Below are 25732 nucleotides of genomic sequence, written 5' to 3' on the forward strand. Positions count from 1 at the left end.
CTGCGGTTCACCTTAAAATTTCTGTTGAGAGCCGGGATCTTTTAAAGAATGTCCTCCTTCGATCTCCTTCTCCAGCAATTCATAAACGGTCTTAGCCTGGGGGCGATGTATGCTTTGCTCGCCCTTGGCTTCACGATCGTCTATGGAATTATGGAGCTGATCAATTTCTCCCATTTCAATGTTTTCATGATCGGCTCTTTTGTCGCGATGGGCGTTCTGAGCCTGTTCGGCCTGAGCGGGCAGACGATTCTGCTGCACGGCCTGCCGCTGGTCGGCGTGCTGGTGGTGACGCTGGCCGTCACGATGGTCGCCTGCGGCCTGCTCGGCGTTGGAATTGAAAGACTGGCGCTGAGACCGCTGCGCGGCGTGCAGGGCCCGATGGCGATGATCACCACGATCGGCGTATCCTATGTGCTGTCGAATGTCGTCATGCTGTCGGTAGGCGCCAATACCAAGAACTTCCCGAATCCGATTCCCTCTGTGGCGCTGCATATCGGCACCGCGCAGATCACGATTTTCCAGTTCATCATCTGGGCCTTGTCGGCCGTTCTGATGGGCGGGCTCTATATCTTCGTGCAGCGGAGCAAGCTGGGTAAGGCGATGCGCGCGACGGCGCAGGACCCGGATGCCGCGCTGATGATGGGTGTGGACGTCAACCGAGTGATCATGACCGCCTTCTTCCTGGGGTCCGCGCTGGCCGGCGCGGCCGGGTTCATCTTCGGCCTGTATTACAACTTCACCAATTTCGGCATCGGCTTCACCGCTGGCCTGCGCGCCTTCACCGCCGCGGTTCTGGGCGGCATCGGCAATATTCCGGGCGCCATGATCGGCGGATTGATCATCGGTCTGATCGAAGCCATGGCCGGCCAGTATGTCGGCGCGAAATGGGCCGACGTCATCATCTTCTCCCTGCTCGTCCTCGTGCTCGTCTGCCGCCCTGCCGGCCTGCTCGGGCGCCTGGCGCCCACCAAGTCCTGAAGGAGCACGGATAATGGATACGACAACCGCGCCCCCCGATGCCAAGCCGGGACATGAGAACACCAATGCCCTGCATATGGTGGAAGCCCCGCCGGCGAAGTGGCACTGGCTGACCAAGCCCTTCGACCGGCCGGGCTTCCGCGCCGGCACGATTGCGCTGGTCGCCCTGTTGGCCGTGCTGTTTCCGGTAATCACCGGCGATCAGGCCAATATCGACGCCGCCGGCAATGCCGCAGCCTATGCCGCCCTCGCCCTTGGCCTCAATATCGTGGTCGGCTTCTGCGGCCTGCTCGACCTTGGCTATGCCGCTTTCTTTGCGATCGGCGCCTATGCCTACGGCATCCTGACCTCCTGGCAGATCACCCCCGAATGGAGCGGCTTCTGGGCGCCCTTCGCGGCCCTCGGCCTGGTGCAGAAAGTGGTGCAGAACGGCCAGACGCTGGTGCATTTCACCGTTTCCTTCTGGCTGATGCTGCCGATCTCAGGCGTGATTTCCGCCTTTTTCGGCGTGCTGTTCGGCGCGCCGACGCTGCGCCTGCGGGGCGACTATCTCGCCATCGTGACGCTTGGCTTCGGTGAGATCGTGCCGATCGTGGCGCGCAACTGGACGGGGCTGACCAATGGTGCCGCCGGCCTGAACGGCATCGCGAGCCCGACACTGTTCAGCTACAAATTCGGCATCGACGCGACGCCCTATTATTATGTCGGCATCGGCGTCGTCGCCTTTCTGATCTTCGCCAGCACCCGCCTGCGCGAAAGCCGGATCGGCCGCGCCTGGATGGCGATCCGCGACGATGAAATCGCGGCGAGTGCGATGGGCATCAACCTGACCCGCTTCAAGCTGCTCGCCTTCGGCCTGGGCGCGGCCTTCGCCGGCATGGCCGGCACCTTCTATGTCGCCAAGCTGCAAACGGCGACGCCGGACATGTTCGGCTTTCCGGTCTCCATCATGATCCTGGTCATGGTCGTGCTGGGGGGCTTGGGCAGCGTCTGGGGCGTCGTGGTCGGCGCCGTGCTGCTGCAGCTGCTGCAGTCCTGGTTCCTCGGCGACCTGACGCAATGGGTGAACGCCTTCGGCGACAGCATCCACAACAACTATCTGAGTTCGGTGGACCTGACCCAGGCGAGCGAGCTGATTTTCGGCATCATCCTCGTCATCATGATGCTCTATCGCCGGGAAGGCCTGATCCCGGCCAACCGGCGGCAGCGGGCGCTGTCTTTCGAGCAGCAGCATGCGACCGTGCAGACGCATGTCCGCGCGGAGGATATCACCCTCTCGCAGATCGGGGGTGCGGCCTATACCCATGCGCCGGGCGATGTGCCGATGCTGGAGATCACGGATCTGACCGTGCGCTTCGGCGGTCTGGTCGCGCTCAACAAGGTCAATCTGACCGTGCCGGCGGGCAGCGTGGTCGCGGTCATCGGGCCGAACGGGTCAGGCAAGTCGACGCTGTTCAATACCATCACCGGTCTGACGCGGGCGGGCGAAGGCAGCATTCTGTTCCGCGGCAATGAGATTCTGGGTCTGCCGCCGCATCAGATTCTGCAGACAGGCATCGCGCGCACCTTCCAGAACATCCGCCTGTTCACGACGCTGACGGTCGCAGAGAACATCATGGTCGGGCTGCATGCGCGCCTGAAGGCGGGTCCTTTCTCGGCGGTTTTCCGCTCGCCTAAGAAGCTGACCGAAGAGGCGGCAGGCCGCGACTGGGTGATCGAGATCGCCCGCATCTTCGGCAACCGCCTGATGCCACGTCTGACGCAGACGGTGGTGGGCCTGTCCTACGCCAATCGGCGCCGGGTGGAGATTTCCCGCGCGCTCGCCTCCAAGCCCATGCTGCTGTTGCTGGATGAGCCGACGGCCGGCATGAACACCTCGGAAAGCCTGGAACTCGCCGAGCAGATCAAGGGCCTGCATGCGCTGGGCCTCACCATCCTGATCATCGAGCACAAGCTGGATGTGGTGACCCGCATCGCTGACAAGGTCATCGTGCTGGACCATGGCGACAAGCTGACCGAAGGCCTGCCCGAGGAAGTCCGCCGCAACGAACAGGTGCTAGAGGCCTATCTCGGCCGGGGAGCCGCCGCTCATGCTTGAGTTCCGCAACGTCAATACGTACTACGGCGACCTGCACGTTCTGAAGAACGTCAATTATAACCTGGGTGCGGGCGAGATCATCTGCCTGCTGGGCGGCAATGCCTGCGGCAAGTCCACGACCATGAAGACGATCATGGGCATCGTGCGGCCGACTTCGGGCGAGGTGATCTTCGAGGGCGAGCGGATCGATCGCCTGCCCACCGCTGAGCGCGTGAAGCGCGGCATCGCACCGGTGCTGGAAGCGCGCCGGCTGTTTCCGCGCATGACGGTCTACGAAAACCTTGAGATGGGTGCTTACACCCGTAAGCGCGGCCCGGAATTCGATGAGGATCTGGAGCGCGTCTATTCCCTGTTCCCGCGCGTGAAGGAGCGGCGGGAGCAGCAGGCGGGCACGCTGTCGGGCGGCGAGCAGCAGATGGTGGCCATCGGGCGCGCGCTGATGGCGCGGCCGAAGCTGATCTGCATGGACGAGCCGTCGATGGGCCTGTCGCCGCTATTCGTGGAGCAGACCTTTGAGATCATCCAGACGATCAATCGCCAGGGCGTGACCATCTTCATGGTGGAGCAGAATGCAGCGATGGCGCTGTCCATCGCCCATCGCGCCTATGTGCTGCAGACCGGACGGGTGGTGCTGTCGGGGCCAGCCTCCGAACTCCGCGAAAACGAGCATGTGCGGGACGCCTATCTGGGCGAAATGCAAGTCGTCGCGGCCTAGAGTACGTCAGCCTTTCTTTCAAACAGTTTACCCTGTCATGCCCACGCAAGTGGGCATCTTCTTGACCGCTGCGGGCGGCACCTCGCCGATAATGGCGCCACGCCGCCAGAAGATACCCGCTGGCGCGGGTATGACGGTGTTGAATGGGCGATTCTTATCGAAACGGACAAACTCTAGCTGTTGCGCAAGCGATGTGCTTGATCAAGCAGGCCAGGACGTGCGCGGGGCTTGAGAATGGTCCCGCGGATGGTTTAACCAGCCGCATGACCATTCTTTATATCGATGGCGATGCCTGCCCGGTGCGGGACGAAGTCTATCGCGTCGCCGACCGTCTCTCCCTCAAGGTTGTCGTGGTCGCCAACGGATCGCGGCCGCTGCGCCCCACCGGCCGCCCGAATGTCGAAATGATCACGGTGGCGGACGGACCCGATGTGGCCGATGACTGGATCGCCGATCAGATCGCGGCGGGCGATGTCTGCATCACGACCGATATTCCGCTGGCCGCGCGCTGCCTGGCGAAAGGCGCGCGGGCCTTATCCTCACGCGGGCATCACTGGACGGAAGACAATATCGGCACCGCACTCGCCGGCCGGGCGGTGGCCGAGCATTTGCGCTCTTTCGGGGCCAATACGCGGGGCCCGGACGGGCTGACGCGGGAAGACCGCTCCCGCTTTCTGGCGGCCCTGGATGCGGCCATCAGCGCGGCCCGCAAGCCCGCCGCGCCGCGGCGGATGATGATCCCGCCCGGCGGATTCTGATTTTTACTTGGACTAAGAGCCGTCGCCGTCCAGCACGGGACGCGGCTTGCGGTCCTCGTCGATGGCGACGAAGGTGAAGACCGCCTTGGTGACCGGCACTGTCTCCGTCTGGTAGCGGGTGCGCCGTTCGGCCTCGACCGAGATTTTCATCGAGGTCCGGCCCATGGAGAGAAGGTCAGCATAGAAGCTGACCTCATCGCCGACATGGACCGGGGCCAGAAAAGCCATGCCGTCCAGCGCCACCGTGACGCAGCGGCCCTTGGCGATGCGATGGGCCAGATTGCCCGCCGCCAAGTCCATCTGCGCCAGCAGCCAGCCGCCGAAAATATCGCCCGACGGATTGGTATCCGCCGGCATGGCGATGACGCGGATCAAAGGCTCACGTATCGCCACCGGCGAAATCCCTTTTAGAGGCTGCGCTCGATCCAGGCCTTGAGCACGCTTTTGGGTGCGGCGCCGACCTGCGTCGCGGCCGGCTTGCCGTCCTTGAACAGGATCAGGGTCGGGATGCCGCGCACCGCATAGTTGCTCGGCGTCATCGGGTTTTCGTCGATATTGACCTTGGCAATGGTCAGCTTGCCGGCATATTCGGCCGAGATTTCCTCAAGCGCCGGGGAGATCGCACGGCAAGGGCCGCACCACTCGGCCCAGAAATCGACAACGACGGGGCCGGATGCCTTCAGAACATCCGCATCGAAGCTAGCGTCGGTGACAGCCTTGGTATTGCCAGCCATGGGAAAGCCTCATCTGTGAAACCGCGCCGCACGCAGGCGCGTAATGTTGCGTTAGGCTGAAGGTGGGGCATTCCCATCCGTCAGGCAAGCTTGCTCCGGCGAGCATCAGTTGTGCCGTTGGGGCAGGTAAAAGGAGAATGCAGGATTGGGCCTGACGACAATTCTGAACGGCTTCGGCATCAGCCTCGGCGACGGCATTATCGGCCTGCAGGCGCTGGCTGTCGCCCGGTCGAGCGGCGCCATTCAGGGGCGCGTGGTGCTGGGCCGGCGCGAGCCCGCGGCCAAGCCGCTGGTCCCTCAGCTGTACCGGCGCGCGGCGGATCTGGCGGGCGTCGTGCCGATGGATGCGGCGCCGCTGGATGGCAGGGTGATCGATATCCGGGATTTCGCGCTGGACCCCGCCTTCGCCCGCATTTCCATGATCGATTTCTTCCTCGGCAAGCTTGGCGTCGCTCCGGCCGCCGTGCCATCGGCAGACAAGCGCAATACCTGGCTTGCACCGCGGCTGGGGGTTTTGCCCGATCTCGGGCTGCCGCGGGACTACGTGCTGCTATGCCCCCACGCCTCCATCGCGCTCAGGGATATGCCGCGTGAGGCGCATGATGCCCTGATGCGCGGCTTGCAGGCCCAAGGCCTGGGGGCAGTCGTGACCCAGGGCGAGCCGCTGGACGGCGCCATCCCGGCACCCTTCTGCGCGACGATCGAGCAGCTCGCGTCTCTGGTCGCGGGGGCGCGGGCCGTGGTTTCCACCGATACCGCCATCCTGCATATCGCCGATGCCTATTCGGTGCCCTGCCTGGCCTTCATGACGACCCATCGGCCGGAATGGCGGGTGCGGGACTATCCGTTCTGCCTGCCCTACCGGCTGCCCATCCCCGGCGTGCCGGAAAGTGCGGAATTCGTGCGCGGCGAGGAGGATCTGAAAGCCGTGCGCGCCGCCTGGTTCCCCGATGGTCCGGGCCTCGGCTGGGTGGCCCCCGTGCTCGATCAGTTCGTGGCCTTTGCCGCCGCCCGTGCCTGAGGGCTGTGTTCCGCAAGCAAGGCATCGGGTAGCGGCATGACCGTGCCGGTTTCCGTCCAGACCAGCAGGCAGTCGACTGGCCGACCGGGAAATATCGCCTGCAGCAAAGCCTGATAGGCCGCCATCTGGCGCAGATAGAGCAGCGGCGTTTTGTCGGCCGAGGCCGGCGGTTGGCGATTGGTCTTGAAATCGAGCGCCACGACCCTGTCCGGCGTAACCGCGAGACGATCGACGATGCCGGTGATGACCTCCCCCGCGACCTCTCCGGCCAGCGGCACTTCTGCGCGGCTGCCGGGCGAGAAGGCCGATGCCAAAGCAGGATCGGCGATGACCGCTTCGCATTGCGCGAGCACCGCCTCCGCCTCTGCCGGGTCGATGCCCGAACCGGCGCGGCGCAGAAAGTCGATCGCCGCCACCTGCCGGGTGGCGGCCGGCAGGTCCGGCATATGTTGCAGCAATTGATGGATCAGCGTGCCGCGGCTGAAGCGCGCGCGCCGTGGCGTGGTGGTGGTGACCGGCGAGTCGCTGGCCGGCACCGGGCCGAAGGCGACGTCGTCCGGCCGGCTTGGCGCGAGCGGCTTGGCGCGTGGCGGCTCGGTCGGTGCCGGGATCGGCCGCCAATCCGGCGCCTGGCCGATCCAGCGGGGCATCGCGGCCGTGAGCCCTGTGGATTGCGGCCGTGCCGGCGGGGGTGGCCGCCGCTGCGGCGCGGTCAGAACCTGCCGGGTCGATGGAACACGATCCGGTTCTTCGATCGTTGCAGCCTCCAGCCGGGCGAAGGCGCGCGAAATCAGCTCATGCCAGCTGGGCGCGCTGCTGCGCGGGCCGCCGCTTTCCCAGCCGCAGACGACCAGCCGGTCTTCCGCGCGGGTCATGGCGACATAGAGCAGGCGGTGATGCTCCTCCACCGCGCGGGCCTGCATCAGCCCCTGAAAGCTGCGGCTTGCCTCGCAATGGCTGTCCTTGCGGGGACACAGGATGGGCAGATCGAGCCCCCCCTGATCGTCCTGCATCCACAGCAGCTGCGAGCGGTCGCCCGGCGGCCGGTTGGCGGCGTCCGCCATGATGACGACCGGCGCCTGCAGACCTTTGGAGGCATGGACGGTCATGATGCGCACGGCGTCCCCCGCCGCCCCCGGTTCCCGCTTCGCCTCAGTCGTGGACTGCCGCAACCAATGCAGAAAGCTTTGCAGAGAGGGCGCATGGCTCGCGGTATAGGTCAGCGCGGCGTTGAGCAGTTCATCGACCGGTTCCGCCGCTTCCGCGCCGAGCCGGCGGAACAGCCGCGCCCGGCCGCCCAGCGCACCGAGCGCCTGGGAGAGCACGGCATGCGGCGTTGCGTAATCGACCTGAGCCTGCAGGGTTTCATAGAAATGCCAGGCGGCTTGCCAATCCGGCCGCTCGGCGGCGCGCAGGCGAAGCGTTTCCGACAGGTAGCGCGGACCTCGTCCGGCCGCGAGATCCATCAGGCTGTCATCGGAGAGATTGCCCAAAGGACTGGTCAGCCAGCAGGCGAAGGAGAGGTCGTCCTCGGGCAGCAGCATGCTGTCGGCGAGCGCCATGAGATCCTGCACGGCGGCCTGGGCGGTCAGCTCCAACCGGTCGAGCCCCGCGACTGGCACGCCGGCGGCCTTCAGCTCGCGCACCAGGATAGGGGCGAAGGGCGCGCGTTTTTGCAGCAGAACGAGAATGTCGCCGGGGGCGACCGGCCTACCCTGGCTTTCCAGCATTTGGCTGCCATCGGTCAGCCGGGCGATCCATAATGCGAGATCGCGTGCCAGCCGTCCGGGGGCGGAGGTCTGGCCGAGATTGCTGTCCGGGATGGTCCAGGCATCCGGCACTGGCACCGCTTCCCGCGGGGTCAGCGGCCAGATTTCGACCGATCCGCCATCCTCCGGCCGGGCCGAGACATGCAGCAGCGGGGGTGCCCCGGCTTCCGTCACGCCGCGCGCGGCTTCGGGGTCCGCGAAGACCGCATCGACAAGCGCCAGCACCGGCACGACCGATCGGAAGGAGACATCGAGCGCACCGTCATGCCAGGTGCGCTGCGCCGTGCGCACGCGGTGCCGCAGCCGCTGCCGCCAGTCGTCGAAGGAGCGGAGATCGGCCCCCTGGAAGCCGTAGATCGACTGTTTGCGGTCACCGACCGCGAAGACCGTGCGGCCGAGCGCATCCTTTTGGGACTGCGCCTGCACCTCCCGCGCGCCGGTGCCGGCGAAGAATTCGGCCGTCAGGCTGCCGGCGATGGTCCATTGCGCGGGCGCCGTATCCTGCACCTCATCCAGCAGAAGATGATCGAGCCCGTGGTCGAGCTTGAAGAGAACCCAGGCGGCGCCTGGGTCACGCAGCAATTCATTGGAGCGGAGGATGAGGTCGCCGTAGTCCATCAGCCCTTCCACCTGCCGCCGCCGCGCCTGGCTGCGCAGCACCGGCAGCGCCAGGCGCAGGAAGGCGGCGGAGAGATCGGCCAGCCGCTCGGCGGCGAACGCGTCTTCCAGCGCAGAGAGGCGCGCCTGTTCCGCTTCGATGACCGGCCAGAGATCGGGCCGCTCGGCATCCAGCTTCTTGCCGACCAGTGTCGAACGGGCGAGGGGATCGCCGTCCACCTTGAAGAAGCTGCGGCTCCAGACGGACCAGTCCCGCCGCCGGCTGTCATGGTCATCGGCCAGCCAGTCGAGTAGCGCGAGCGCCCGGATGCGCACGGTGGGCGGGCCTTGGTCGGCGATCGTGGCGAAGACGCGGTGCAGCTCCCCCTGAGCGCCGCCCGACAGCGCGTCCAGCCAGATATCCTCCGCCGTGCGCACGGCGCCGAGGATACGGCGCTGCTGCGCGATCAGCGCTTCGATGTCCTGGGTGAGCAGCGCCTCCGTCCGTTCCCGCGCACCGTCGAGCTGGCGGACCAGGCGGTCAAGATCATCGGCGCTGAGTTCGGCCGCGAGCGCATCGACGGCGTCACGCATGCCCGGCGCGTCATCATGGATGCGGGAGAGCATGATTTCCTGCTCCTCCCGCAGCGAGATGAGTGCGTCGCGCTCCTCGACCAGACGGAAATGGGGGGAGATGCCCGCTTCGAGCGGGAAGCGGCGCAGCAGCGACTGGCAGAAGGCATGAATGGTGTCGATGCGCATGCCGCCCGGCAGATCGAGCACGATGGCGAAGAGCGAGCGGGCGCGTTTGCGATGCACTTCGCTGGGTAGAACATCCAGCTCGGTCAGCGCTTGATTGAGGACGTCATCGGGCAGGCTGACCCAACGGCCGAGGCGGTCCTGCAGGCGGAGTGCCATTTCGGCCGCGGCATTGCGGGTGAAGGTGAGGCAGAGGATGCGGCCGGGATCGACGCCGCCGAGCATGAGGCGTAGCAGCCGGTCGGTCAGCAGCTTGGTCTTGCCGGAGCCCGCGGAGGCCGCGACGAAGGTGGAGACGCGGGGGTCCGACGCCGCCATCTGATGCTGGCTGGCGCGGACGCGTGCATCATCGGCGGTGGGCGTCGGCGGCAGAGGCAGGCCGAGCTGAGAAAGGGTCATGCCGATGCCTGCCTCATGCCTCATCCCCGCCGCCGGCCCATTCGGCCAGGCGGGCGAGGCGGCCATAGGCCGAATCGCGCGCCGTGCGGCCGGGATGGGGCCGCGCGAGATAGGGTTTGGTGGGGTCGTCGAAGGCCGCGATGAGAGCGCGGAGCGAGGCTTCGGACTGGGCCGCGAGCGCTTCGAGTTCGGCGGCACTGTCGATGGGCGTGATGACGGCGCCGGGTTCGGCCCCGCCGCGCAGGCGCCAATAGCTCATCTCGACGGTCGGACCCGTGAAGTCCTCCCCGAAAGCGCCGGCGGCGGCCATGGCGGCTTCCAGCGGCAGCTGCGGCGCATGGCCTTCGCGGACGCGCTTTTCGGTCGGCACCGTGCCCGTCTTGTAGTCGATGAGCGCAAGCGCACCGTCGGCGCGCTTTTCAATGCGGTCGGCACGGCCTTTCAGGACGAAGCGGCCGGCAGGGCCCGAGAGCGACCAGCGGCCGCTGACTTCGGTGCCGATTTTGACCAGCGAGAGTCCGGCCCGGCGTGCGGTCTCAACCTCCGCGATCCAATCGGCGATGCGGCGGAGGCGCGGGCGCCACCAATTGGCGAGTGCGGGGCGGAGGCGCGCTTCACCGAGCGCGCGTTCCATGGCGATGCGCAGGCGATAGGGCGAATCAGGACGCCACTCGGCCCCGACCTCATTGAGGAAATGCTGGACGCCGGCATGGACCAGTCTTCCGTAATCGGCGGCGTCCGTCGCCTGATCCAGGGGATCAAGCTCCTTCAGCTGCAGCACATGGCGCGCATAGATGGCGTAAGGGTCGGCGAGCCAGGTCTCGATCTCGGTGATCGAGAGGCTGCGCGGGCGAAGGGCCACTGCCGGCTTTGGCACGGGCGGGCGTGCGGGCGCGGGGGCGGCGCCGGGCTGATCCAGCGCCTGCGCCCAGGCGAGCGCCGGATGCGCGGGCAGCCGAATGGATTGGCCGGCGAGCATCGCTTCCAGCCGCTTCAGCCAGCGGGCCGGCACCGCCGGCGCACCGCCGACGCGCAAAGGGGCGCTGAGAATGACGGTCGGCGCCGAACAGGCATTGGCCAGAAAATCATGCGCGGCCTGGCCGATCATCTCTTCCGGCGAGGGCAGGCCGGCTTCGGCGCGCATGCGGCGGCTGAGCCAGGGACCGGGGTCCGGGGCCGGCGGCCAGGTGCCTTCGACCAGGCCGCCGAGAACCACGACCTCGGCACTTTGCAGCCGCGCTTCCAGCAGGCCCCAGATGGAGATGCGCGGATGAATGGTGGCCCCCGCCAGGCCGCGAATGGCGCGGCGGCTGCGCACGACCTTGCCCTCCAGCAGCGCTTCGAGCAGGCCGGGCAGCACGGAAGGCGCGATATCGGGCAGGGTTTCGAGCGCCGGCAGGGCTTCGGCGATGGTGGTGGCCAGGGCCTCGCCTTCCTCACCCGACCAGAGGCGGGACTGACCGGGATCACTCTCGGTCGTCGCCAGCGCCTCGGCCGTCTCGGTCAAAGCGCGGAGGAGATCGGCCGGCGGTTGCAGTGTATAGCCCTCGGCCAGCCGCCGCAGCGGCAGCAAGGCGGGTTCCAGCCGGGCGAGCAGATCGACGGCGCGGGGCGAAGGGCCGCCGCGCGCCTGGTCCAGCGCCTGACGCAGACCCGCAAGCCCGGCCGCAGGGCGCGGACCGCGCAGGCAGTCTATCTCCAGCAGCCTGGCGCCGGCACGGCAGGCGGAGAGCGACATTCCGGCAGCGGTGAAGGGATGTTTCAGCATCGCGAGCAGCGGCACCGGTGCCAGGCGGTCCGCCACCGCGCGGGCGATCAAGCGCAGGAAGGTGCCGGCCGGCGTCTCCCCCAAGGCCTCGCCGGCGCTGTCATCGGCGACGATGCCGAAGCGGCGGAGTTCCACCGCGACGCGGGCCGCCAGCGCCCGGTCGGGCGTGACCAGCTGGGCGCGGGCAGCGGGCGTTTCCAGCGTGTCGCGCAGAATGGCGGCGATGGCGATCGCCTCCTGCTGCTGGTCCGCGGGCGAGAGGCGATAGAGCCCGTCGAGAGCGAGTGTTGCGGGTTCCCGCCAGGCGCCGAGCGCTTCCGCCGGCAGCAGGGCGCGGGCGAGGAGACCCGCACGATCCGGCGTTTCTGTCGATGCGGGTTCCCATTGTTGGACATCGTCACGCCGCGCGCCCATGGCGGTGATCAGGCGTTGCAATCCGGCCTGCGGGTGGCTCGGCTGCAGGGATGTCCAGACCTCATCGGCCATGCTGTGATCGAGCCCCTGCAGGATGACGGCGCCCTGCGGCAGGCCAGCGACGACGCGCGCGATATGCGCGATGGACGGACGGGCCGCGGTAAGGCCCGCGATCCAGACCGGATAGTCCGGGGCGACCTGTTCCCAGGTCTCGGCCTGGGCATGCAGCAGCCGCACCTGGCGGGCGACCGGGTCCATCAACTGCAGTTCATCGAGGATGCGCGGCCATTGCTCGGTCGCGATGGCGAGGAAGGTCAGGGTCTTTTGCCAATGCCCGGCGAGTTCTTCGGGCACGCTGGCGCGCAGCGCCTCGGCCAGAGGCACTTCCGCGCGCTCGGCCTCATCCATCAGGCTCGCGAGTTCGTGCGCCAGGCGCCAAGTTGCGTCGAGGCTGGGGGTGACAGCGCCGGTCGCAGCTTCCAGCGCGATGATGAGGCGTGAAAGCGTCGCCAGCCGCTGGGCTTCCGGCATGGCGGGCGGCAAAGCGAGGGCGGCGGGGCCCAAGGCGAGCGGCACTTCATCGGCCGCGCCGATGGCCGCGATGCGCGGCAGCAGGAGCGGCTTGCCGTCTGTCGCGCGCAAAAAGGCTTCCATCAGAGCGCGGGCAGCGCGGCGTGTCGGCAGCAGGATGAGGCCCTGGGCCAGCGGCGAGCCGCCGTGCCGGTCAAGCCAGCGCCCGGCCAGAGCATCCAGAAAGGGCAGGCCGCTGGGGATGGACCAGAGGCCGAGCGGTTTCAACGGCGGTTGCCTGCCGCATGCTCCCGCAGCTCGACCTCGGCACGGCTGAGATCGGGCGGGGTGGAGAGATGGAACCAGACGCCGTCATGCACGATGGCGCGCAAGCGCCCGGCTTCGATCGCGCGGTCCCAGATCAGGTTCATGCTGAAGGCGCCGGCCGGCACATCCTGGAACAGGCTGGGGGAGAGGAGCTGGATGCCGGCATAGGTATAGGGAACCTGCTCATTCTCCGTCGGGCGGCGCGGATTGCCCCAGACATCGAGGGCGAAATCCCCGGAGCCGGTATAGCCCGCGACCTGAACGCTGCGATGCAGGAGCAGCACGCCGTCAGCGGTCTCGATCTCCAGGGCGCTGGCCAGCCGTAGGAGCACCGGAATCGGGCCGTCGAGCCAGAAGGCGTCGCCGTTGATGACGTAGAAGGGGTCGGTGCCAAGATGCCCGGCGGCCAGCGCCGTGGCGACGGCGCCGCCGGTATCGCGCAGGCTGTCCTCGCGCTGCAGAATGACGGCGGGGCCGCCCTCACGCTTTTTCAGATGGGCTTCGACCGCCTCCGCCTGCCAATGCGTATTGACGACGACCGTCTCCACCCCCGCATCGAGCAGCCGGTCCAGCGCATGGTCGAGCAAGGCACGGCCGCCGAGGGGCAGCAAGGGTTTGGCGGTTCTATCCGTGAGGGGGCGCATGCGGGTGCCGAGGCCCGCGGCCAGCAGCATGGCGGAACGCGGCACGTGGCGAGGCTTGAAGACGTCTTGGGTCATGGCTGGTCCATAAGACGGTGAAGGCGATCCGGCCAGCCGGAAAGACGCGCGAGCCGCACGCCGTCCGCCTGCGGATTGAGGATGATTTCAAGCGCACCGGCCGGTGTATAGGCGTCCAGGCGGTCCGGCCACTCGATCAATGTGATGTCGTCAAAGGCGTCATCGAGGCCAAGCTCCCGCAAATCGGGTCCCGGCTCGACGCGCCACAGGTCGTAATGATGCACCATGCCCTTCGGCGTCTCATAGCTTTGCACCAGTGTGAAACTGGGACTTGGCACATCCAGCGCCGGGTTGCCGGCGGCGGCCCGGATGACCGCGCGGGCGAGGGCACTTTTGCCGGCGCCGAGCGGGCCGGAGAGCAATACGGCATCGCCGGGGCGCAGCTGTGCGGCGATGCGCCGCGCCAGCGCCTCGGTCTCATCGAGCGACGAAAGCCGAAGAGCGAGCGAGGGGGGAGGGCTGCCGGTCATGGCCGGGACCATGCCCCAAGGCTGGACGGACCGGAAGGCCGCAGCCTATCTACCGGGACTTGGTGATGAGGGGACGGGCGCAGGATGGCTCAGGTCTTGGATACGGATGTGGCGATCGTCGGCGCAGGGCCGGCCGGGCTTTTCGCCGTCTTTGAATGCGGCATGCTGAAGATGCGCGCGGTGCTGATCGATGCGCTGGATGCGGTCGGCGGCCAATGTACGGCGCTTTATCCCGAAAAGCCGATCTATGACATTCCCGCCCATCCGGCGATCGAGGCTGCCGATCTGATCGCCAATCTGGAGGCGCAGATCGCGCCCTTCGCGGCGCCGCGCCTGCTCGGCCGGCGGGTCACGGGTCTGGCCGGCGCGGTCGGCGCCTTTACGCTGACGACCGACAAGGGCGATCAGGTGACGGCCAAGGCCGTGATCATCGCCGCAGGCGCCGGTGCTTTTGGTCCCAACCGGCCGCCGATGGACGGGCTGGAAGAATATGAGGCGACCGCCAGCGTGCAATATTACGTGCGGCGGCGGGAGGATTTTCGCGGCAAGCGGGTGGTGATTGCGGGCGGCGGCGATTCGGCGGTCGACTGGGCTTTGGCGCTGAAGGATATCGCGGCTTCGATCGCGGTCGTGCATCGCCGGCCAAAGTTCCGCGCGGCGCCCGAGATGGCTGCGCGGCTGGATGAAGCGGCCGCGGCGGGCGCCATCGACCTCGTCATTCCCTATCAGCTGCACGGGCTGGAAGGTCAGGATGGTCAGATGACCGGCGTGGTTGTGGCCACTTTGCAGGGCGAGCAGAAGGTGCTGCCGGCCGATGTGCTGCTGCCCTTCTTTGGTCTGTCGATGGATCTGGGACCGATTGCGGACTGGGGCCTGGCGCTGGAGCGCCACCATCTGCCGGTGACGCCGGCGACCTGCGAGACGACGATTCCGGGCGTCTTCGCGATCGGCGATGTCGCGAGCTATGCCGGCAAGCTGAAACTTATTCTGCAGGGATTCTCAGAAGCGGCGATGGCGGCCCATGCCATTCATCCGATCGTGCATCCCGGGACGGCGCTGCATTTTGAGTATTCGACCAGCAAAGGCGTGCCGGGCTAAGGCTGCTTAAATGCTACTGCGGCGGTCATCCGGGGCGCCTTCATATGTCGTTCACAGGTTTATCCCGTGGACCCACGCGCTGGGGCGCCCATGCGACGCCAGGCGCCGGGCCGGGTCGGCCCGCGGCATGAAGCCGCGGGCGACACTGTTACGGCGGCGGGGGAGATGGTCCCGCCGCCGCGACACTCATCCTAGGACGAGCAGGATGATGATGATGATGACGACGAGGCCAAGTCCGCCGCCCAGGCCGTAGCCGTACGGACCGCCGAAGCCGCCGCCGACAAAGCCGTAGCCGCCGCCGAAAAGCAGCAGCAGGATGAGAATGATAAGAAGAAGGCGCATGATAGCTTCCCCGCAGGTGACAAATCTGTAACCCAGTTAGGGACAGTTTTGCTTCCCGCAAGGCGTCAGGTTCGCAATTGCGCGGCTGGCCACCGAAAACCCCCGATCAGAGCGGCGGCGGACTGGCTGCATGGGTTGAGAGGATAGCCTCAGTTTCCATATCCACTTCCTGCAGCCGCACCTCATAGCCCCAGAGAAAGGCGATATGACGAAGCGTTGCTTCGGCATCGCGCATGGACAGCAATTCGCCCGGCTTAGTACGATGCTGGAGCAGAAGCTTGCGGTCCCCGGCGAGATCGACATCGACGACCTGGATGTCTGCCGCATGCAGCGCTGGATCGTAGCTGGCGGCCAGGCTGCGGCGGACGGCGCGGTAGCCGGCATCGTCATGGATGGCATCGACGACCAGGGCGGAATCCGCCGTGTCATCCAGCAGGCGGAACATGCGGAACTGGCGGATGACGGCGGGCGACAGATATTGCAGGACGAAGCTTTCGTCGCGGAAATTGGCCCAGGCATAGCGAAGCGTGCCGACGGGATCGCCATTGCCGGCGATGTCGGGGAACCAGCGGCGGTCTTCCTCAGTGGGCTGCGAGCAGACGCGCTCGATATCACTCATCATGGCATAGCCGAGCGCATAGGGGTTGAAGCCGGGCCCGCCGCCGGGGTGATCAAAATCCGGTTGCATGATCACATTGCTGGTGGAGTGCAGAACTTCCAGGAAGGCGGCGTCGTTGATCTGCCCGGTTTCATGCAGGCGCGTCATGATGCGCTGATGCACCCAGGTGGCGCAGCCCTCATTCATCAGCTTGGCCTGCGGCTGCGGATAGAAATATTGCGCGATCAGGCGGACGATGCGAATGATTTCGCGTTGCCAGGGCTGCAGGCGCGGCGCCACCTTCTCGATGAAATAGAGCAGGTTCTCTTCCGGCAGGCCGAGGCGGCGGCGGCGTTCTGATGCGCTGTCCGAGGTGTGCTTGGGCTTGCCGCCGGGCACCGTGCGCCACAGATCGTCGAACATGCGTTCGTCATGCTCGCGCCGCTCGCGCTCCCGCTTCTGATCGACCTTGAGATTGAGCGGGCGCGCGCCGCCATGGCGATGCACACCGTGGCGTGACAGCGCGTGCGCCGCGTCGATGACGCGTTCGACCGCCGCCGCGCCGTGCTGATCCTCGCAGGAGGCGATATAGGACCGGGCGAATTCGAGATAGTCGATAATGGCCGAGGCTTCCGTCCACTGCCGGAACAGATGGTTGTTGCGGAAGAAATGGTTATGGCCAAAGGCGGCATGGGCGATCACGAGCGCCTGCATCGTCGCCGTGTTCTCCTCCATCAGATAGCTGATGCAGGGATTGGAATTGATCACGACCTCATAGGCGAGGCTGGAATAGCCGCGCTTGTAGCTTTGCTCATGCTGCAGGAAGCGCTTGCCGTAGGACCAGTGGCGATAGGTCAAAGGCATGCCATGCGCGGTGTAGACATCGAGCATCTGCTCGGCGGTGATGATTTCGATGCGGTTGGGATAGACCTCCAGCCCCAATTCCTCGCAGGCGATTTTCTCGATCGCATCATAGCTGCGCTGGATGGTCGGGAAGTCCCAGTCCGTGCCGTCATAGAGCAGGCGGTTGTCAGTCACGCGGCCACCTTGCGAGCGAAGAGTTGGCGGAAGACAGAAAAGATGTCGCGCCGGTCCGAGACCCGGCTCATGGCCAGCCGGCTGTCCCTCTGTGCGACGGGACTATAGCCGCGCCAGAGTTCTGTATCGCCGCGAATGACGGCCATGGTGCCGACCTCGATATAGGCGAAATACTGCACCAGCGGCAGGATGTCCTTCTCGAGCATTGCTGTCGATTTCTGCGTGTCGCTACTGGAATTGTCCCCATCCGAGGCTTGCGCCACATAGATGTTCCAGCTGTCCTGCGGGTAGCGCAGCCTTTGAATTTTGAGGAATTCGGTGAGTGCGGAGGAGACCACCGTGCCGCCGGTACGCGGATCGGTGAAGAAGGTATTTTCGTCCACTTCTTCCGCCGTCTCGGTATGGCGGATGAAGACCAGATCGACATGCTTGTAGCGCCGCTGCAGGAAGACGTGCAGCAGCAGGAAGAAGCGCTTGGCCAGATCCTTCATCGGTTCCGACATCGAGCCCGAGACGTCCATCAGGCAGAACATGACGGCGCGGGCGGAAGGCTTGGGCACTTGCGTGAAGCGGCGGTAGCGCAAATCGACCGGGTCGATCCAGGGAATGCGGCGCTGGCGCATGAGGGCGGTGGCGAGCGAGTCCTTCAGCGTGCGAAGACGTTCGGGATTGTCGCGGCTTTTTTCCAGCGCCGCGATTTCCGCTTCCATCTCCTCGATCTCTGGCGTTTTGGGGCGTTTGAGACCGATGCGCCGCGCCATGGACTGGCGCATGCTGCGCGCCATGTCGATCTGTGAGGGTGAGCCGTCGACGCTGAGGCCGGTGCGTTGCGGCGTCATGGTCTCAGTCGCGACGATCTGGTTTTTGACGAGATCGGGCAGTTCCAGATCCTCGAAGAAAAGATCAAGAAACTCGTCCCGCGTCAGGACGAAGCGGAAACCGTCTTCCCCACTGCCTTCACCCTGGCTGCCTTCGCCGGCGCCGTTGCCCTGACCGCCCGGCGGACGGGCCAGACGGTCACCGGTCGAGAATTCCTTGTTGCCGGAAAAAACGATATGGCGCTTGCCTTTGGTAAAGACGGTATGGAAGCTCGGCTCGTTCAGGCTGTCTGCCGGGATGGTGACGGCCTGGTCATTCCCCACTTCCCGCAGGGTTCCCTGGTCGATCGCTGCCCGCGCGGCACGGGCGACGGCTGCCCGCGCCCGCGCCAGCACGCGCTGGCGGTTCTCCAGATTCTTGCCATGCGGGTTGCGTCGGCGGTCGATGATCTCCAATGGCTTTGGCTCACGCTGACTGTTTCACGCGCATATACCACTCCACAAGCCGCCGAACCTGGCGTTCCGTGTAACCGCGCGACACCATGCGGTCGACGAAATCATTGTGCTTGCGTTCGGTATCCTGGTCCTTCTTGGAGCCGAAGCTGATGACAGGCAGCAGGTCTTCGACCTGGCTGAACATGCGCTTTTCGATGACTTCCCGGATTTTTTCGTAAGAGGTCCAGGACGGATTGCGGCCACCATTATTGGCCCGTGTGCGCAACGCGAATTTCACGACTTCGTTGCGGAAGTCCTTAGGGTTCGCGATGCCTGCCGGCTTTTCGATTTTGGTTAGCTCCGCATTCAGCAATTCACGGTTCAGCATCTGGCCCGTGTCAGGGTCTTTGAAGTCCTGATCCTCGATCCAGGCATCGGCATAGTCGAGATAGCGGTCGAACAGGTTCTGGCCGTAGTCACCATAGCTTTCGAGATAGGCCTTCTGTATCTCATTGCCGATGAATTCCGCGTAACGCGACGCGAGTTCATCCTTGATGGTGGCGATGTAGGAGGCTTCGGTCTCAGGCGGGAACTGTTCACGCCGGATCGCCTGTTCGAGCACATACATGAGATGCACAGGGTCGGCCGCGACTTCGGCTGAGGAATAGTTGAAGGTCTCGGACAGGACCTTATAGGCGAAGCGGGTGGAAATGCCGTCCATGCCTTCATCGACGCCGGCCGCGTCCTTATATTCCTGCATCGTCTTCACCTTGGGGTCCGTCTCGCGGATGTTTTCCCCGTCATAGACGCGCATCTTGGCGAAGGGCCGCGAATTCGCATGCGGCTTGAGGCGGGAGAGCACGGCGAAACGCGCCAGCATTTCCAGCGTATGCGGGGCGCAAGGCGCCTCGACCAGCGCGGAGCCGGCGATGAGCTTTTCGTAGATCCGGCTTTCTTCGGTGACGCGCAGGCAGTAAGGCACCTTGACGACGCTGACGCGATCGAGAAAGGCCTCGTTCGTGCGGTTGTTGCGGAAGCTCTGCCATTCCGCTTCGTTGGAATGGGCGAGGATGATGCCCTGGAAGGGAATGGCGCCGATATTCTCGGTGCCGACGTAATTGCCTTCCTGCGTCGCCGTCAGCAGGGGATGCAGCATCTTGATGGGCGCTTTGAACATCTCGACGAATTCGAGCATGCCCTGATTGGCGCGGTTGAGGCCGCCCGAGAAGCCATAGGCATCCGGGTCATTCTGGCTATAGGTTTCCAGCTTGCGGATATCGACCTTGCCGACGAGGGCTGAGATATCCTGATTATTGTCGTCGCCCGGCTCGGTCTTGGCGATGGCGAGCTGCTTGCGGCGGGACGGGTAGAGCTTGACGACGCGGAACCGCTCCAGATCGCCGTCCCATTCCTCCAGCCGCTTCAGCGCCCAGGGGCTGGCGACGCCGCTCAGCACGCGGCGCGGAATATTATAAGTCTCCAGAAGTGTCTGCCCCATTGTGTCGGGGTCAAAGAGACCGAAGGGGCTTTCATACACAGGGCTCAGCTCGTCGCCCGCTTTCAGGACATAGATCGGCTCCTTTTCCATGAGCGACTTGAGCCGTTCACCGAGCGAGGATTTGCCACCGCCGACGGGGCCGAGCAGGTAGAGAACCTGCTTGCGCTCCTCCAGGCCCTGAGCCGCGTGGCGGAAGAAGCCAACGATCCGCTCGATCGTCTCCTCCATGCCGTGGAACTCGGCAAAGGCCGGATAGACGCGGATGGTGCGATTGAGAAAAATGCGGCCGAGCCGCGATTCCCGAGAGGTATCGACGATTTCAGGCTCACCGATCGCCCGCAACATGCGTTCCGCCGGGCTTGCATAGCATAGCGGATCGTCGCGGCAGGCTTTGAGATACTCCGCAAGGCTCATCTCGACCTCGCGTGTGCGGTCCCGAAGGGTCGCATGCAACGAGAAGACGTCGTGCGGTTTATCCATGATGCGCTCTCTCCAGCCGTTTTAGGGGGCAGGTGCTGTCGTCACGCTCCTCTGGCTACAGCCGATTTTCAGGGAGTGTGGCGGCAGCGATTGAGCCTAGCGCAATGGCTTTGCAATTTTCATCAACAACCTTTTGTATCGGGCGGACTTATTTACGTTTTTTTCTGAAACCGGCCCGATTTCAAAGCCTTGTGAGCATAGGATTTGCTGCGCCGCGGCGAATGCAGGGGTGGCTAACCTTCGCCGCCCTTGCATTCATATCGACAGACTCGAGCGGTCAGCCTTCGCCGGGGCGCAAAACGCCCTTCTTGAGAATGAGGTTTCCGTAAAGCCGGCGCTCGGCCGTCTGCACGACGGCGAAGGCGCTCCGCACGCGGTCATAGAAGGCGAACCGTTCCAGGCCGACGACGCCGAATTTCTCCTGGCTATACAATTTGACCAGTCCTTCAAACTCGACACAGACCGGCGCCAGCTCATCCGGCGCATGAACCTGGCGCATGACGAAGGCGCTTTCCGGGACGAAATCGTCGAGCGGCATAAGCTTCAGGATGGCCTCCGACAGATGGGTGGCAGTGACGCCATCGGCGCGGACGACCCGCTTGCCCATGGTGGCGGCCGGGAAATTGGCGTCGACGATGGCGATCTCATCGCCATGGCCCATCTGGCGCAGGATGGAGAGAAGATCGGGGGATAGGACGGGGTCAATAAAACGCAGCACGGCCGTTTGGCTCCTTGGCTCGGACGATGGGACCCTGTGTTTCTACAGGGGACGGGCAGGTCAGCGAAGCCCGCGACCCGTAGCCGGGGCGCGTAGCCCGCCGTGGCTTCTTCAGTCGGTGAGGCTGTCGGGTCTGACGATCTGGGCCGCGCGCTGGTCCTGATCCCGCACCAGCCAATAGACAAGGCCAAGCGCCAGGATGGCTGCCGCCACGGCGATCGTCTCCGCGACATTGACCTCCTTGAGGTCAAGCACGATGAATTTTCTGAGCGTCGCCAGAAGGCCGATCAGGATGATGGACCGGATGCGGACGATGCTGGCCTGGCTTGAGGTGACGATCAGGAAGGAGCGTTTAAACTCCAGCCCGATCAGAACCGTGAAGATCATGCCGAAAATGGCCGGGTAGATGCTCGGGTTGGCCGGATCGAGTTCGCCGGCCTGAATAAGCCCGACGGTCGCCAGGACCAGATGCCAGGTCGCGAAACCGATGAGCACGACGATGACCAGGGTCAGCACCAGCATGACCAGGTGCTCGAAGGTCTCATACAGGGTATTGCCGAGGAAACGGCGGATTGCGGTCTGGAAATCGGCCATTGGCGTTAAGGTCCCATAGCGGTGGAGGCCGGTGCCATAGCCTCAACCAGCCGCCGCCACTATGCGGCCTGCGGGTTCAACGCTCCAGCCAATCCCGCACCTGGGCGCGCAGAAAAGCCTTCTCCTCCGGCAAACCGGACGGCGCACCGGCGACATGGCCCCAGATGCTGGGAATTGGGGAGAGGACTCCTTTGGCCAGCGACTCAAGCTCGATCGCATTATCCTCGGGCGGGAAATAGAGGTCGGTCTCGCAGGGCATCAGCAGAACCCGCGCCTGGATGGCTGATAATGCGGCCGTGAGGTCATGGCCATCGCGCGGATTGGCGCTGATATCGCCGGCATACCAGGTGCGGAGCTGGGCATAGAGGTCGCTGGCGGCAAGAGAAAAACCAGGCTCCCAGTGATCGTCCAGGAATCCGTCCAGGGTGGTGGCGCCGGTCGAGGAGAGGTGCAGCCCGGCGCGATACCAGGCCTGGCTCATCGCCCAGCCGGCATAGATGCGGGCGAAGGCGCGGCGGGCGGCGCGGGGCTCAGCCGTGAAGCGGCCTTGGCCGAGATGTTCGGGTGCTGCCTCCAGCGTCGCCATCAGGGAGGCCAGAAAGACCTGATTATGGGGTGAGGTGCGGGCGCTGCCGCAGACGACGATGGCGCGCTCCACCGCCTCAGGCGCCAGGGCGGCCCAGTGATAGGCCTGCTGCGCGCCCATGGAGAAGCCATAGACCGCCGCCACGCGGGTGATGCCGAAGACTTCAGCCAGCAACCGGCGCTGGGCCGCGACATTATCGGCGGTCGTCACCAGATCGGGGTAGTTTTCGGTATTCGATGGGCTGGAGGAGAGGCCGTTGCCGAACATATTCGGGATGATCACGAACCAGCGCGCGGGATCGAACAGGCTATCCGCACCGACCGCCCATTCGGTCCCGGTATGCTGGGCGCCGTAGCTGGTGGGATAGACGATAACATTGTCGCGGGCAGGCGACAGCGTGCCGTAGCTGGCCCAGGTGATCTGTGCGTCAGGCAGAACCGCGCCTGACTCCAGGACGAGATCCCCAAGCTTGAAAACACCGGTATTGCGATCGACCGTCATGACCCTCTCCCTGACCATACACTGCAGCGTGAAGCGCACAGCCCTTCATCGCGTCCATCGCGTCCCAATCTGGCGTTCAGCGGTTGAGCTATCGCCACGCTCAATCCCAACCCAAAGGGACATACGCCATGAAAACGATCGACGAGCTATTTCTCCACTTCCTTAAAGACGTTTATTACGCCGAACGCCAAATCACCAAGGCCCTGCCGAAAATGGCCAAGGCGGCGCAGAGCGAGCATCTGCGCCAGGCCTTCATCGCCCATCGTGAAGAGACGCAGCATCAGATCGAACGCCTGCAGCAGGTGTTTGAGCTGATTGGCAAGCGCGCCCAGGGCGTGACCTGCGAGGCCATTAACGGCCTGATCGAAGAATGCGAGGAGCTGCTGGACGAAGCCAAGGAGCCGAGCGCGGTGCGGGATGCGGGCCTTGTCGCCTGCGCCCAGGCCGTGGAGCATTACGAAATTGCCCGCTACGGCTCTTTGCTTGCCTGGGCGAAGCTGCAGGGCAAGACGGATGTCGCCACCCTGCTGGAACAGACCCTGGCCGAGGAGAAGAAGACCGATACGCTTCTCAACAAGCTCGCCAATTCGGAAATCAATCTTCAGGCAAAAGCGGCCTGAAACTGCGCAGAAGATCGACGAGGGCGGTGACGCCCGCGTCGATCGTGCTGTCGTTCACGATGCGGTGGACGTTTCTGCTGCTGAGCGAAACCTGCCGGGTGAGTCGGGCTGATATGGCGTGGGTGGTTTCACGCCCCCGCCGTTCCAGCCGCGCCGCGCGCATCGCGTCAGGCGCGGTGATCTCGACCGTTTTGGCAGGATAGCGTGCCTCGGCCTGGGCGACGACCGCCCGTGACACATTGGCGACGACCACCCGCCCTTGATCCAAATTGGCAAGGGGTGCCGCCGGAAGTCCATAGTACAGATCATGCGCGGTCCAGGTGATGGCAAAATCGCCGGAGGCCTGGCGCGCCAAAAACTCCGCGACCGTTGCCGTGTCATGGTCCTCATACGCAGCTGCGCGGGTGACGACGCGGCGGGCGAAGACGAAGCGCGGATCGTGCTGCAGCGCTGCTGCGGCCCCCGCGAGCAGCGTATCCTTGCCGGACCCGGAAGGGCCAACCACGAGTATCAGCAATCCGCTCATGCGACGCGCTGCCCTTGCCGCCAGACGGCGATCGCGGCGGTGAGCCCGCCGACGCGACGGACCCGCAGCAGATCCGCCCGCAGGCCGGGGGCGATGCGCCCGCGATCATCAAGCCTGGCCATGCGCGCGGGACCGGCGGTGACGAAGCCCAGGGCGCGGTGCATCGGCACACCGCTATCGGCGATGGCGAAGGCCGCTTCCAGCAGGGCCGGCGGCACGTAGTCCGAGGCGAGCGCATCGACGGCGCCGGCCGCGATGAGATCGGCCGCCGCGACATTGCCGGAATGCGAGCCGCCGCGCACGATATTGGGGGCGCCCGCAATGACCGTCATGCCGAGCGCCTTGGCGTGTTTCGCTGCCGCCATCTGCACTGGAAACTCGCTGATGCCGATGCCGTCCGCCGCATTCGCCTCGACCTCCGCAATCGTCTCATCATCATGGCTGGCGATGACGACGGCGCGGCCGCGCACGAGATCAAGCAAAGCCTGGCGGTTGGGAGCACGAAGGCGGACGCGTTGCGCCTGCAATTCCGCGATCTCGGCGTCGATCTGAGCGACGACGGTGCCGTCTGTGCCGCGGCGTTTGCGGAAGCGCTCCAGATCGGCGTATTGGCCGACGCCCGGCGTGTGGTCCATCAGGCTGACCATGCGGGTGAGCGGATGATCCAGCACCGGTGTCACCAGGCGCAGCATGTCGGGGGCCGGCAATTCGCAGCGCAGATGCAACAGATGGTCGGCCTTGAAGAGGCCAGTGCCGGCCAGAACGGTGAGATCTGCCACACCATCCTGGAAGGTGCGGATGCGGTCTTCATTATCGAAATTAAGATTGCCGACGCAGAGCGCATCGAAGACGGTGGTGACGCCGGCGACGGCGCATTGAGCATCATGCGCCAGGAAGGCGGAGCGCGACGGCCAGCGCGCGCCCGGGCGCGGCAGGACCTGACGCTCCAGATTATCCGTATGCAGGTCGATGATGCCGGGCATCAGAATATCGCCGTCACAATCAATCGCCGCCGCGACATGCGACTGCTGTGACGAGATATCCTGGATGATGCCATCGCGGACAAAGACGGTGCCGTGCTGGACGGAGTCCTCCAGCACGATGGTGGCGTTAGTCAGAACAAGGTCGGTCATGCAGCGGCCATCTGGGCTGAAGAGAGCAGGAAGAGGCGGTCGGCGATGGCATCGCGCGTCGGCGTGTCATGGACGATGCCGAGGATCGCGGTGCCGTGCGCCTTGGCTTCCGCGACCAATCCCACGACCGCATCACGGTTCACGGCATCGAGCGAGGCGGTCGGCTCATCCAGCAGGAGGATGGGATGGCCGCCGATGAAGCCGCGCGCCAGATTGACGCGCTGCTGCTCACCGCCCGAGAAGGTAGCGGGCGGCAGATTGTGCAGCCGCTCGGGCAGGTTGAGGCGCAGCAGCAAGGTACGGGCACGCCCGATGGCCTCCGCGTGATCGGCGCCGCGGCTGGTCAGCGCTTCGGCCACGATCTCGATCGTTGGCACGCGCGGTACGACGCGGAGGAACTGGCTGACATAGCCAAGCGTGTCGCGGCGCACGGCCAGGATGCGGCGCGGGTCGGCGGTCGCCAGATCAACCCAATCGTCCTCGTGGCGAATGAGGATGCTGCCGGAGCCGACGCGGTAATTGCCATAAAGGCTGCGCATGAGGGTGGATTTGCCGGCGCCCGAGGGGCCCGACAGAACCACGCATTCCCCGGCGGTGACGGTCAGATCGACATTGTCCAGCACCGGCATGGTCGTGCCTCCCTGCAGATGCAGGGTGAAGGACTTGCTGAGACCCTCGGTTTTCAGCATCGGATGGCGAGACGGGGTCATG

General features: G+C 65.3%; 23 protein-coding genes. 7 read left to right on the forward strand and 16 right to left on the reverse strand.

Features of this window, described 5'->3' with window-relative positions:
* Positions 1–48 precede the first annotated feature (48 nt).
* The 4 genes from AC3G7M_RS06050 (at position 49) to AC3G7M_RS06065 (ending at position 4549) form a co-directional block, all read left to right on the forward strand.
* Positions 49–978, forward strand: a complete 930-nt coding sequence (locus AC3G7M_RS06050) for a branched-chain amino acid ABC transporter permease (RefSeq protein ID WP_489214806.1) — start codon at positions 49–51, stop codon at positions 976–978.
* A gap of 13 nt (positions 979–991) precedes the next feature.
* On the forward strand, positions 992–3076 hold the full coding sequence (locus AC3G7M_RS06055; protein ID WP_489214807.1) for a branched-chain amino acid ABC transporter ATP-binding protein/permease: 2085 nt from the start codon (positions 992–994) through the stop codon (positions 3074–3076).
* Complete coding sequence (locus AC3G7M_RS06060) at positions 3069–3791, forward strand: ABC transporter ATP-binding protein (RefSeq protein ID WP_489214808.1); 723 nt, start codon at positions 3069–3071, stop codon at positions 3789–3791. Before AC3G7M_RS06055 ends, AC3G7M_RS06060 begins: the two co-directional genes overlap by 8 nt.
* A 263-nt stretch (positions 3792–4054) precedes the next feature.
* Positions 4055–4549, forward strand: a complete 495-nt coding sequence (locus tag AC3G7M_RS06065) for a YaiI/YqxD family protein (protein WP_489214809.1) — start codon at positions 4055–4057, stop codon at positions 4547–4549.
* A gap of 12 nt (positions 4550–4561) precedes the next feature.
* Here AC3G7M_RS06065 and AC3G7M_RS06070 read toward each other — a convergent pair whose 3' ends face one another.
* Both AC3G7M_RS06070 and trxA read right to left on the reverse strand, forming a co-directional pair.
* Positions 4562–4906 carry an acyl-CoA thioesterase gene (locus tag AC3G7M_RS06070; protein ID WP_489215972.1) on the reverse strand — a complete coding sequence of 115 codons (345 nt, stop codon included), beginning with the start codon at positions 4904–4906 and terminating at the stop codon, positions 4562–4564.
* A gap of 50 nt (positions 4907–4956) precedes the next feature.
* Positions 4957–5283 (reverse strand): thioredoxin TrxA, encoded by a 327-nt coding sequence (gene trxA, locus AC3G7M_RS06075; RefSeq protein ID WP_489214810.1) that lies wholly within the window; start codon positions 5281–5283, stop codon positions 4957–4959.
* 145 nt (positions 5284–5428) lie between these two features.
* Between trxA and AC3G7M_RS06080 the strand changes: the two genes are divergently transcribed.
* The gene (locus AC3G7M_RS06080) at positions 5429–6304 is read left to right on the forward strand and encodes a glycosyltransferase family 9 protein (RefSeq protein WP_489214811.1); all 876 of its coding nucleotides are present in this window, start codon (positions 5429–5431) and stop codon (positions 6302–6304) included.
* Here the strand turns inward: AC3G7M_RS06080 and addA are convergent.
* The 4 genes from addA to tsaE are packed head-to-tail and all read right to left on the reverse strand — an operon-like array spanning position 6271 to position 14036.
* Complete coding sequence (gene addA, locus AC3G7M_RS06085) at positions 6271–9828, reverse strand: double-strand break repair helicase AddA (protein WP_489214812.1); 3558 nt, start codon at positions 9826–9828, stop codon at positions 6271–6273. The two genes, AC3G7M_RS06080 and addA, sit on opposite strands and share 34 nt — an antisense overlap.
* A 13-nt stretch (positions 9829–9841) precedes the next feature.
* Entirely contained in the window at positions 9842–12808 is a 2967-nt protein-coding gene (gene addB / locus AC3G7M_RS06090) for a double-strand break repair protein AddB (protein WP_489214813.1), read from the reverse strand.
* Complete coding sequence (locus tag AC3G7M_RS06095; protein WP_489214814.1) at positions 12805–13566, reverse strand: nucleotidyltransferase family protein; 762 nt, start codon at positions 13564–13566, stop codon at positions 12805–12807. The genes addB and AC3G7M_RS06095 overlap by 4 nt, the downstream gene beginning before the upstream one ends.
* The gene (gene tsaE, locus AC3G7M_RS06100; RefSeq protein ID WP_489214815.1) at positions 13563–14036 is read right to left on the reverse strand and encodes a tRNA (adenosine(37)-N6)-threonylcarbamoyltransferase complex ATPase subunit type 1 TsaE; all 474 of its coding nucleotides are present in this window, start codon (positions 14034–14036) and stop codon (positions 13563–13565) included. Before tsaE ends, AC3G7M_RS06095 begins: the two co-directional genes overlap by 4 nt.
* Before the next feature lie 84 nt (positions 14037–14120).
* On the opposite strand from tsaE, the gene AC3G7M_RS06105 reads away from it, so the two are divergent.
* Complete coding sequence (locus AC3G7M_RS06105) at positions 14121–15134, forward strand: NAD(P)/FAD-dependent oxidoreductase (RefSeq protein ID WP_489214816.1); 1014 nt, start codon at positions 14121–14123, stop codon at positions 15132–15134.
* A 186-nt stretch (positions 15135–15320) separates the two neighbouring features.
* Here the strand turns inward: AC3G7M_RS06105 and AC3G7M_RS06110 are convergent, their stop codons facing one another.
* The 7 genes from AC3G7M_RS06110 to AC3G7M_RS06140 all read right to left on the reverse strand — a co-directional run bounded on the left by AC3G7M_RS06110 (position 15321) and on the right by AC3G7M_RS06140 (position 22742).
* Positions 15321–15476: a hypothetical protein gene (locus AC3G7M_RS06110; RefSeq protein ID WP_489214817.1), complete on the reverse strand. Its 156-nt coding sequence runs from the start codon at positions 15474–15476 to the stop codon at positions 15321–15323.
* Between the two features lie 106 nt (positions 15477–15582).
* On the reverse strand, positions 15583–17112 hold the full coding sequence (locus tag AC3G7M_RS06115) for a SpoVR family protein (RefSeq protein WP_489214818.1): 1530 nt from the start codon (positions 17110–17112) through the stop codon (positions 15583–15585).
* On the reverse strand, positions 17109–18386 hold the full coding sequence (locus AC3G7M_RS06120; RefSeq protein WP_489214819.1) for a YeaH/YhbH family protein: 1278 nt from the start codon (positions 18384–18386) through the stop codon (positions 17109–17111). Before AC3G7M_RS06120 ends, AC3G7M_RS06115 begins: the two co-directional genes overlap by 4 nt.
* 10 nt (positions 18387–18396) lie before the next feature.
* Positions 18397–20343 carry a PrkA family serine protein kinase gene (locus AC3G7M_RS06125; protein WP_489214820.1) on the reverse strand — a complete coding sequence of 649 codons (1947 nt, stop codon included), beginning with the start codon at positions 20341–20343 and terminating at the stop codon, positions 18397–18399.
* 277 nt (positions 20344–20620) lie between these two features.
* Positions 20621–21061, reverse strand: a complete 441-nt coding sequence (locus AC3G7M_RS06130) for an RbsD/FucU family protein (RefSeq protein WP_489214821.1) — start codon at positions 21059–21061, stop codon at positions 20621–20623.
* A 111-nt stretch (positions 21062–21172) separates the two neighbouring features.
* Positions 21173–21655: a phosphate-starvation-inducible PsiE family protein gene (locus AC3G7M_RS06135; RefSeq protein WP_489214822.1), complete on the reverse strand. Its 483-nt coding sequence runs from the start codon at positions 21653–21655 to the stop codon at positions 21173–21175.
* A gap of 76 nt (positions 21656–21731) precedes the next feature.
* Positions 21732–22742: an alpha/beta fold hydrolase gene (locus tag AC3G7M_RS06140; RefSeq protein WP_489214823.1), complete on the reverse strand. Its 1011-nt coding sequence runs from the start codon at positions 22740–22742 to the stop codon at positions 21732–21734.
* 128 nt (positions 22743–22870) lie between these two features.
* Here AC3G7M_RS06140 and AC3G7M_RS06145 point away from each other — a divergent pair, with 128 nt between their 5' ends.
* On the forward strand, positions 22871–23362 hold the full coding sequence (locus AC3G7M_RS06145; RefSeq protein WP_489214824.1) for a YciE/YciF ferroxidase family protein: 492 nt from the start codon (positions 22871–22873) through the stop codon (positions 23360–23362).
* On the opposite strand, the gene phnN is transcribed toward AC3G7M_RS06145, so the two are convergent.
* Genes phnN through phnL form a run of 3 tightly spaced genes read right to left on the reverse strand, consistent with a single transcriptional unit; the run spans position 23337 to position 25731 of the window.
* Positions 23337–23888, reverse strand: a complete 552-nt coding sequence (gene phnN / locus AC3G7M_RS06150; RefSeq protein ID WP_489214825.1) for a phosphonate metabolism protein/1,5-bisphosphokinase (PRPP-forming) PhnN — start codon at positions 23886–23888, stop codon at positions 23337–23339. The genes AC3G7M_RS06145 and phnN overlap by 26 nt on opposite strands.
* Positions 23885–25021, reverse strand: a complete 1137-nt coding sequence (locus tag AC3G7M_RS06155) for an alpha-D-ribose 1-methylphosphonate 5-triphosphate diphosphatase (protein ID WP_489214826.1) — start codon at positions 25019–25021, stop codon at positions 23885–23887. The genes phnN and AC3G7M_RS06155 overlap by 4 nt, the downstream gene beginning before the upstream one ends.
* The gene (gene phnL / locus AC3G7M_RS06160; protein WP_489214827.1) at positions 25018–25731 is read right to left on the reverse strand and encodes a phosphonate C-P lyase system protein PhnL; all 714 of its coding nucleotides are present in this window, start codon (positions 25729–25731) and stop codon (positions 25018–25020) included. The genes AC3G7M_RS06155 and phnL overlap by 4 nt, the downstream gene beginning before the upstream one ends.
* Position 25732 lies beyond the last annotated feature (1 nt).

This window comes from Acidisoma sibiricum, assembly GCF_057837225.1.

Coding starts and splice junctions, on each gene's coding strand:
- AC3G7M_RS06050 (WP_489214806.1), top strand. CDS start 49: ATGTCCTCCTTCGATCTCCTTCTCCAGCAATTCATAAACGGTCTTAGC.
- AC3G7M_RS06055 (WP_489214807.1), top strand. CDS start 992: ATGGATACGACAACCGCGCCCCCCGATGCCAAGCCGGGACATGAGAAC.
- AC3G7M_RS06060 (WP_489214808.1), top strand. CDS start 3,069: ATGCTTGAGTTCCGCAACGTCAATACGTACTACGGCGACCTGCACGTT.
- AC3G7M_RS06065 (WP_489214809.1), top strand. CDS start 4,055: ATGACCATTCTTTATATCGATGGCGATGCCTGCCCGGTGCGGGACGAA.
- AC3G7M_RS06070 (WP_489215972.1), bottom strand. CDS start 4,906: ATGCCGGCGGATACCAATCCGTCGGGCGATATTTTCGGCGGCTGGCTG.
- trxA (WP_489214810.1), bottom strand. CDS start 5,283: ATGGCTGGCAATACCAAGGCTGTCACCGACGCTAGCTTCGATGCGGAT.
- addA (WP_489214812.1), bottom strand. CDS start 9,828: ATGACCCTTTCTCAGCTCGGCCTGCCTCTGCCGCCGACGCCCACCGCC.
- AC3G7M_RS06095 (WP_489214814.1), bottom strand. CDS start 13,566: ATGACCCAAGACGTCTTCAAGCCTCGCCACGTGCCGCGTTCCGCCATG.
- tsaE (WP_489214815.1), bottom strand. CDS start 14,036: ATGACCGGCAGCCCTCCCCCCTCGCTCGCTCTTCGGCTTTCGTCGCTC.
- AC3G7M_RS06105 (WP_489214816.1), top strand. CDS start 14,121: ATGGCTCAGGTCTTGGATACGGATGTGGCGATCGTCGGCGCAGGGCCG.
- AC3G7M_RS06110 (WP_489214817.1), bottom strand. CDS start 15,476: ATGCGCCTTCTTCTTATCATTCTCATCCTGCTGCTGCTTTTCGGCGGC.
- AC3G7M_RS06125 (WP_489214820.1), bottom strand. CDS start 20,343: ATGGATAAACCGCACGACGTCTTCTCGTTGCATGCGACCCTTCGGGAC.
- AC3G7M_RS06135 (WP_489214822.1), bottom strand. CDS start 21,655: ATGGCCGATTTCCAGACCGCAATCCGCCGTTTCCTCGGCAATACCCTG.
- AC3G7M_RS06140 (WP_489214823.1), bottom strand. CDS start 22,742: ATGACGGTCGATCGCAATACCGGTGTTTTCAAGCTTGGGGATCTCGTC.
- AC3G7M_RS06145 (WP_489214824.1), top strand. CDS start 22,871: ATGAAAACGATCGACGAGCTATTTCTCCACTTCCTTAAAGACGTTTAT.
- phnN (WP_489214825.1), bottom strand. CDS start 23,888: ATGAGCGGATTGCTGATACTCGTGGTTGGCCCTTCCGGGTCCGGCAAG.
- AC3G7M_RS06155 (WP_489214826.1), bottom strand. CDS start 25,021: ATGACCGACCTTGTTCTGACTAACGCCACCATCGTGCTGGAGGACTCC.
- phnL (WP_489214827.1), bottom strand. CDS start 25,731: ATGACCCCGTCTCGCCATCCGATGCTGAAAACCGAGGGTCTCAGCAAG.